This window comes from Nodosilinea sp. LEGE 07298 (assembly GCF_015207265.1).
GTDB lineage: Bacteria > Cyanobacteriota > Cyanobacteriia > Phormidesmidales > Phormidesmidaceae > Nodosilinea.
The window spans coordinates 23,380-29,818 of sequence record NZ_JADEXE010000051.1; the positions used below are offsets into that span (position 1 = coordinate 23,380).

At 52.1% G+C, this 6,439-nt stretch carries 7 protein-coding genes and 1 tRNA gene; 6 read left to right on the top strand and 2 right to left on the bottom strand.

The genetic code is table 11. From position 1 onward, the window contains the following. Positions 1-69: 69 nt before the first annotated feature. The 4 genes from IQ273_RS09640 to IQ273_RS09655 all read left to right on the top strand — a co-directional run bounded on the left by IQ273_RS09640 (position 70) and on the right by IQ273_RS09655 (position 3,128). Positions 70-1,386, top strand: coding sequence for an aminopeptidase P N-terminal domain-containing protein (locus IQ273_RS09640; RefSeq protein WP_194022958.1), 1,317 nt, complete (start codon positions 70-72; stop codon positions 1,384-1,386). Continuing rightward, positions 1,383-1,646, top strand: coding sequence for a hypothetical protein (locus IQ273_RS09645; RefSeq protein ID WP_228052667.1), 264 nt, complete (start codon positions 1,383-1,385; stop codon positions 1,644-1,646). Before IQ273_RS09640 ends, IQ273_RS09645 begins: the two co-directional genes overlap by 4 nt. Before the next feature lie 166 nt (positions 1,647-1,812). Beyond that, positions 1,813-1,885: transfer RNA gene (locus IQ273_RS09650), tRNA-Val, on the top strand. 130 nt (positions 1,886-2,015) lie between these two features. Next, entirely contained in the window at positions 2,016-3,128 is a 1,113-nt protein-coding gene (locus IQ273_RS09655; protein WP_194022959.1) for a hypothetical protein, read from the top strand. Positions 3,129-3,135: 7 nt separating this feature from the next. Here the strand turns inward: IQ273_RS09655 and IQ273_RS09660 are convergent, their stop codons facing one another. Continuing rightward, positions 3,136-3,456, bottom strand: coding sequence for a hypothetical protein (locus IQ273_RS09660; RefSeq protein WP_194022960.1), 321 nt, complete (start codon positions 3,454-3,456; stop codon positions 3,136-3,138). A gap of 419 nt (positions 3,457-3,875) precedes the next feature. On the opposite strand from IQ273_RS09660, the gene IQ273_RS09665 reads away from it, so the two are divergent. After that, positions 3,876-4,322, top strand: coding sequence for a hypothetical protein (locus IQ273_RS09665; RefSeq protein WP_228052674.1), 447 nt, complete (start codon positions 3,876-3,878; stop codon positions 4,320-4,322). Continuing rightward, a complete protein-coding gene (locus IQ273_RS09670; protein WP_194022961.1) occupies positions 4,319-4,990 on the top strand; it encodes a hypothetical protein in 672 nt (223 codons plus the stop codon). Before IQ273_RS09665 ends, IQ273_RS09670 begins: the two co-directional genes overlap by 4 nt. A 518-nt stretch (positions 4,991-5,508) precedes the next feature. On the opposite strand, the gene IQ273_RS09675 is transcribed toward IQ273_RS09670, so the two are convergent. Beyond that, a complete protein-coding gene (locus tag IQ273_RS09675; protein WP_194022962.1) occupies positions 5,509-6,324 on the bottom strand; it encodes a hypothetical protein in 816 nt (271 codons plus the stop codon). Positions 6,325-6,439 lie beyond the last annotated feature (115 nt).

Genomic DNA, 6,439 nt, shown 5'->3' on the forward strand with positions numbered 1-6,439 from the left:
AGCAGAAATCTTTTAGAATCCGCATAGGAACCCGGTCTCTGTTGCGCTCAACCCTTTTCATCCTTTGCCATGACTACCTCCTACACCCATCGTCGCCAGCGTGTGATGGACTTGATCGGCAGCGGCACCGCCATTTTTGCCAGCGCTCCCCCGGTGGTAATGCACAACGATGTCGACTACCCCTTTCGCCAGGACAGCAATTTCTATTACCTGACTGGCTTCAACGAACCGGGCGCAGTAGCGGTGCTGGCTCCTCACCACGACGAGCACAAGTTTGTGCTGTTTGTGCGGCCCAAAGACCCTGAAAAAGAGACCTGGTCGGGCTACCGAGCGGGGGTTGAAAAAGCGAAGGAACAGTTTGGGGCCGACGAAGTTTATCCGATCGCAGAACTGGACGAGCACCTGCCCAAGTATTTAGAAAAAGCCGATCGCCTCTACTACCATTTTGGCCATGACCGAGCCTTGAACAACAAGGTGATGCACCATTGGCAGCGGCTGCTGGCCACCTACTACAAGCGTGGTACCGGCCCTGTGGCGATCGAAGACGCGACCCTGATGATGCAAACCCTACGTCGGTTGAAATCGCCCGAGGAGCTGGATCTGTTGCGAAGGGCGATCGCGATCGCCGCCAAAGCCCACAATCACGCCCTTGAAATCACTCGTCCCGGTCGCTTTGAGTACGAAATTCAGGCCGAGATGGAGCACATCTTTCGTCTGGAGGGGTCAATGGGGCCAGCCTACACCTCGATTGTCGCCTCAGGGGTCAACGCCTGCATTTTGCACTACGTCGAAAACAACTGCCAGATGCAGGACGGCGACCTGCTGCTAATCGACGCGGGCTGCGCCTACGACTACTACAACGCCGACATTACCCGCACCTTTCCGGTGGGGGGACGCTTTAGCGACGAGCAGCGAATTTTGTACGAACTGGTGTTGGAGGCGCAGCTGCGGGCCATTGATGCCGTCAAACCCGGTGCCCCCTTCAATCAGTTTCACGATGCCGCTACCCGCACCATCACCGAAGGGCTGGTTGGCCTGGGACTGCTGGCAGGCAATATCGACACCCTCATCGAAGAAAAAAAGCACAAGGCCTTCTTTATGCACGGCACCGGCCACTTCCTCGGCCTAGACGTGCACGATGCAGGCATTTTGCGCAACCCCGACAAAACCTGGAAACCCTTTGAAGTAGGCAACGTGGTTACCGTCGAGCCCGGTATCTACATCTCCCCCACCTACGAACCTATCGAAGGGCAGCCCCAAATTGACGATCGCTGGCGGGGTATCGGCATTCGCATTGAAGACGACGTGCTGGTAACCGAAACCGGTTGCGAGGTACTGACCGCAGCGGTGCCTAAAGCATTAGAAGACATGGAGCGATCGCGATGATCGGCAAGCAGTCAACGGCAAAAACGGTGTTTCTGCTGGCCTCTATGGTGGGCTGGCTACTCGTTGGTGCCGCCCTGATGTACCTTTTTCCTGCGATCGCTGATGGCGCAGTCGGTAGCGACCTTACCCATCTCTGGATGACCAATCTTGCCCGTAGCGGTTATAACCCTACCCTGGGTTGGCTCGGGGGCGGGCTAACTTTAGCACTAACTTTAGTGGGCAATTGGGTGTGGTACCAATACGCTGAGGGTAAACGATAGGAGGCTTAAACAACGCCGCTTGTTGAAGCTCGCTGGTAATAGACACATTCTGACGGGTAATGCTGGATTACTTGGAGCAAGCACTGCACATGAGGAAAAAAATATAGGGCGATCGCGGTAACCTACCCTAATTCTCTGTTAAGATGCAAAGTTGTAAATGCAGCACGGGCGATTAGCTCAGTTGGTAGAGCGCCTGCCTTACAAGCAGGATGTCACTGGTTCGAGTCCAGTATCGCCCATATAGGAAACCTAAGCCCTCAGGCCTTTTCAGGCGGTTGCTTCAAGCATCGCCAGAACTGACTGAATGGGGCTGAACTAGAATAAACGGAGGTATTTCTAGATCAAAATTAGATCAGGAGCTAGCTCGCCATGGGACGAAAAGCGCTGACGGTGGACGCGGCCAATCAACGGCTAGAGGCGGCTCAGATGGGGTTGAGGCTTTACCAGCGCGGCGAGAAGCTTTCACTGCGGGGCACCCTCCCACCTCGGCCAGATAGTAAGGAGACTCGGCCCAAGCAGCAGTTCATCACATTGGGAGTTTACGCCAACCCTGCGGGTATTGAGTACGCCGAGGCAGAGGCCTTTCGCCTGGGGGCGCTGCTTGCCCAGAAGCGCTTTGACTGGCGAGAAGTTGAGCCCGACACCAAAGAGAGCAGCGAAACCTGCCAGGCCTGGATCAATCGCTTTCAGCAGGATTGGCAAAAGCAGCAGGAGGGCGATGAAGACGCCATTACCCTGCGCTGGCGAGAACAGTTTTGGTATCCGGCTTTCAAATGGCTACCACCAGCGGCGAAATTAACGTCCCATCTTTTGGATGACGTGGTGGATCGGTGGAAGCCCAATAGCCGCAGTCGCCAGGTCGCCTGCCAAAAGCTCCAGCGGTTGGCCGACTTTGCCGGTATTGAGTCTAAGGTGCGCGATCGCCAGGGCGACTACCGGCTCAGCAACGTTGAGCGCATCATCCCTAATGACGATGAGATAATTGCCGCTATCGACGGAATGAAAAACAAATCCTGGCAGTGGATTGCCGCGGTGATGGCTACTTACAACCTCAGAGACCATGAGGCTTTTCTCTGTGAGGTGGAGTGGCGTGAGTACGACGGTCAGCGGTGGCTGGTGGCCCTGGTGCCCGATGGAACAAAAACCGGGAAGCGCGAGACCTTTCCATTACCGCCAGAGTGGGTTGATCGCTGGCAACTGTGGGAGGTGCGCCGCCCCGCCGTTACCGCTCGCATGAACAAGGACTACGGCGATCGCACGTCCACGGCTTTCCAGAGGGCCGAAATGCCTTTTCCACCCTATAGCCTGCGCCACGCCTGGAGTTTGAGAGCGGCTCTCTGGCTGGAGTTGCCAACGGCGGTAGCCTCACAGTTTATGGGGCATAACCCTAACGTCAACCTGGGCACCTACCAAAAGCATATTTCTAAGGAGCGAGCGGCCCAGACTTACTTTGCTGCTCTGAAGAAAAAGCAGGCGGGTTAAGGGCTGATCAGCCCCGCTTGCTGGCCATAGTGCGATCGCGCAGCTGACACTTCTCGATATCGGCATACCAGTCTGGGCGGCGGGAATCCGGCGATCGGCGATCGACAATCTCTTTATTTACCCGATAGTGGCCAGACCGCACCTTGTAGAGACAGGCATCGTAATTCTGGTAACCGAGAATTTGCCAAGCCTTATTAAGCTTTACCAGCTTAGGCATATCCACCTCTCCATTCAGGCGTTGCCGTAGCTCTCGAAGATTGCCTTCGATCAAGTCAAGTCGGGCGTTAAGCCGTTCAAATAGCGCTTCCAAAAGGTCATGGGTGTCCATCGTTGCATCTCCAAAACCGATCCACACAAAGCTCTTAGCCACCTGGGCAAATCGATCCCAGCCGCCCGAATTTGGCTTTCCGACGGTCAAAAAGCAAAGAATTTGATAGACACACACCTTGATGAGAGCATCTTACGATGAATCATTCGCTGTTAGCTGAGTCTATGCTGACTAATTCATAAAACTTAACAGTAGAAGCGCACGGCTAGAGCTTTTAGCTTGTTGGCCCTGAAAGAAAAGCCTTCAGCAATCAGCAATGCTGGAACGTGGTCGATCGGAAGAATGCATTCTAGATCTAACGGGCATTAGATCAGCATGTGCTGGTGTTGCAGTGTAAAATTGTCTTGATAGGTGACTAATCATAGTTATCTGCCCAAAGTGCTGATCACGATTGAACTTTATAGGCTGAGTTTTGACCTATGCCCCGAGGACGAAGCCCTTCCCCAAGCCCAGATCCTGCAAATCCTGATAAAAAGTCTAGGGTGCGCTTCATTTTTGAGCCCGATCGCACCTCTCCCAACGGCATCACCTACTCTTGGCTCATCCACGAGACCTACAACGGCAAAGAGAAAGCGGCTACGGCGACCCGTGCCTTCTGGCTGCCCTTCGCCTACCGGCAATCGGGAAATCACTCTGAGGGAGAGCTACGCGATCTGGCCCAGCAGTCCATCTGGCAGATGGAAGCCCAGATTCAGCACCTACGCGAGGAATTTGATTTGGGGATGGCTCGATCCGGTAGCACCGAATTGGTAGGTACGTCTGATGCGGGGAATCTACCCGCAGAGGCAGGCACTGCACTGGTACAGCCTGTGACCGTTTCAGCTCCAGCGGCTGACTTGCTCGATGAGTTCACGGACGCCCTATGACCGAGCCCCAGCTGCCGAAGGAGCCAGAGTCCGAGAAAGGGCGATTGATGCGTCAGCAATACCTGGCGCTGGCCAAGGCTTCGCTCAAGGATGCCAAGGATTACGAGAGTCTCTACACCCGCTACAGCGATAACCCAATGTCAGCCCAGGGATTAGATCAGGAGGTAGCCAGCGCGGCGCTACAGACCGGCAAGGCTCCCCGACAGGTGATTCAACTGCTGGCCCAGGGGCCATTTACCCAGCAGCAGATTTTGGGATTATCTGATGATGAGAAGAAAGAAGCATTGCCCAAACTGCTTCAGTACGCCCAGACGACTGTAGACAGCCTTCAACAGCAGCGATACTTGGAATACGCCTGCTCGGTGACGGGGAAAATCCAGAGCTACCCTGATCTCTATCGAGACTATGTAAGCAGCGATCTCACTGGCATTCAGTTGGATCAGAAGGTGACGGCGGCGGCGCTAGGAGCTGGGGAATCGGGAGAAGCGGTAGCGACGCTGCTGCACCAGGGGCCATATGCCCGATTTCAGCAGGATGTGCAGGGGGTGGCCCCGCAAACGATTGAGCAGTACGCCCGAGGGACGGTGGCCCAGGTGCAGGCGATTCAGGCACTTCAGGTAGGGCAGCCGAGGCGGATGCCGACTCGCAATAGGGGGATGGAAGCCTAGGAAATGACGGGAACGTCGGCTGGGGAAGTATTTGACGCTAGAGGAATTCTGCACCTGCACGCAGACCTACCGGCGGTGTGCTGACCTAGGCTAGTGCCTCCATCAGCCAGCACATAAGAGTGGTGTCGTCTTTGGTCTGCGATCGCCGCTAAATTAGGAAGTTCAGCCCCTCAATCTACCGATTTACCTCAAGGCGACGCCAGGATTCGTACTGGGAGTGGAGGTTTTGCAGACCTCTATAAACCAAGAATCTACAACACTTTCAGCTAAGTGCCTCTATGCTTTACCCCAACGGAATACAGCAGGTGAACTCGCTCTACCAGCGTCTAGCAGATGTGCTGGCTCAAACACCTAGGGTTCGATGTTTAAGGAACCAAGCTTTTAGACACATCGAAAACTACTGAAGTAAGTCCCCAATTACTGCTACCAGGCTGCTCCAGCTAGGTAGACTGAATGTCAACATTGCACCACTAAGCTCAGAATAGTAAACTTAAATTCAATGATTGAGCCATGTCAAATCACCTATTACCAGGTAAAGCAATTCCCTGAATTTGTTTAAAGAGAGCTACTGCATAAGAATCAGTCATACCTGAAAGATAGTCTAACACTCTTAGGGTGTTCAGATACTTTTCACCATACATCTGTTCTTCTAACGCTTTACCAGGTAATATCTGTTTAACTTTGGCACTCTTTTTATTTCTCTGATCCCTTATAGAAAGATCGCCATTTACCGACGCGATAAACTCTTCCATCAGTGTTGAAATAACATTGTAGCCAGCTATTTCAACTGAAAGAACTTCTTGGCAGTTGTATACTTTATCCTTAATCTCTTTTTTGATATTTTTAATTTTATCTTTTAATTCCTTATCTTGATCTAATAATGACTCATCAAACTCACCTGTTAACAATCCTTCTTCATTCTCAGTGAATGCTCTCTCAGCCACATCAATCAGCTTGTTAATAGCTTTTCCACGTAAAAATCTTATGTTTTCACGGTTTTCAGATAAGTTAATACCATGAATTAAATTGCTTCTATATCTTTCTCCTGCTACGTCAATCAACAAATTTTTGGTTGTTTGGTAGTCTATATAACCCATATTAAAACCATCTTCAAGATCCATAATTCGATAACATATATCATCAGCAGCTTCAACAAGAAAGGCGAGTGGATGCCTACACCACCATGCTGAGCCACCGCTACCTAGTTGAATCAACCCTGTTTTTCTAGCTACTTCCTCAAATACTTCTTTTTCAGATTGAAAAAAGCCATATTTATTAAGCTCAAGTTTCTTGTATTTAACGCTTTCCCTCTTTTTAGTCTTGTAACTAGTCACAGCAACAAGAGAGGCGTAATGAGAAAGCCTCCAGAGACGCAGGATTAACCCGGTAAAAGAGCTGGGGGCGAGCACCCTGATGAAGCGATGAGTTCAAAGAGGTGGTCGACGGCGT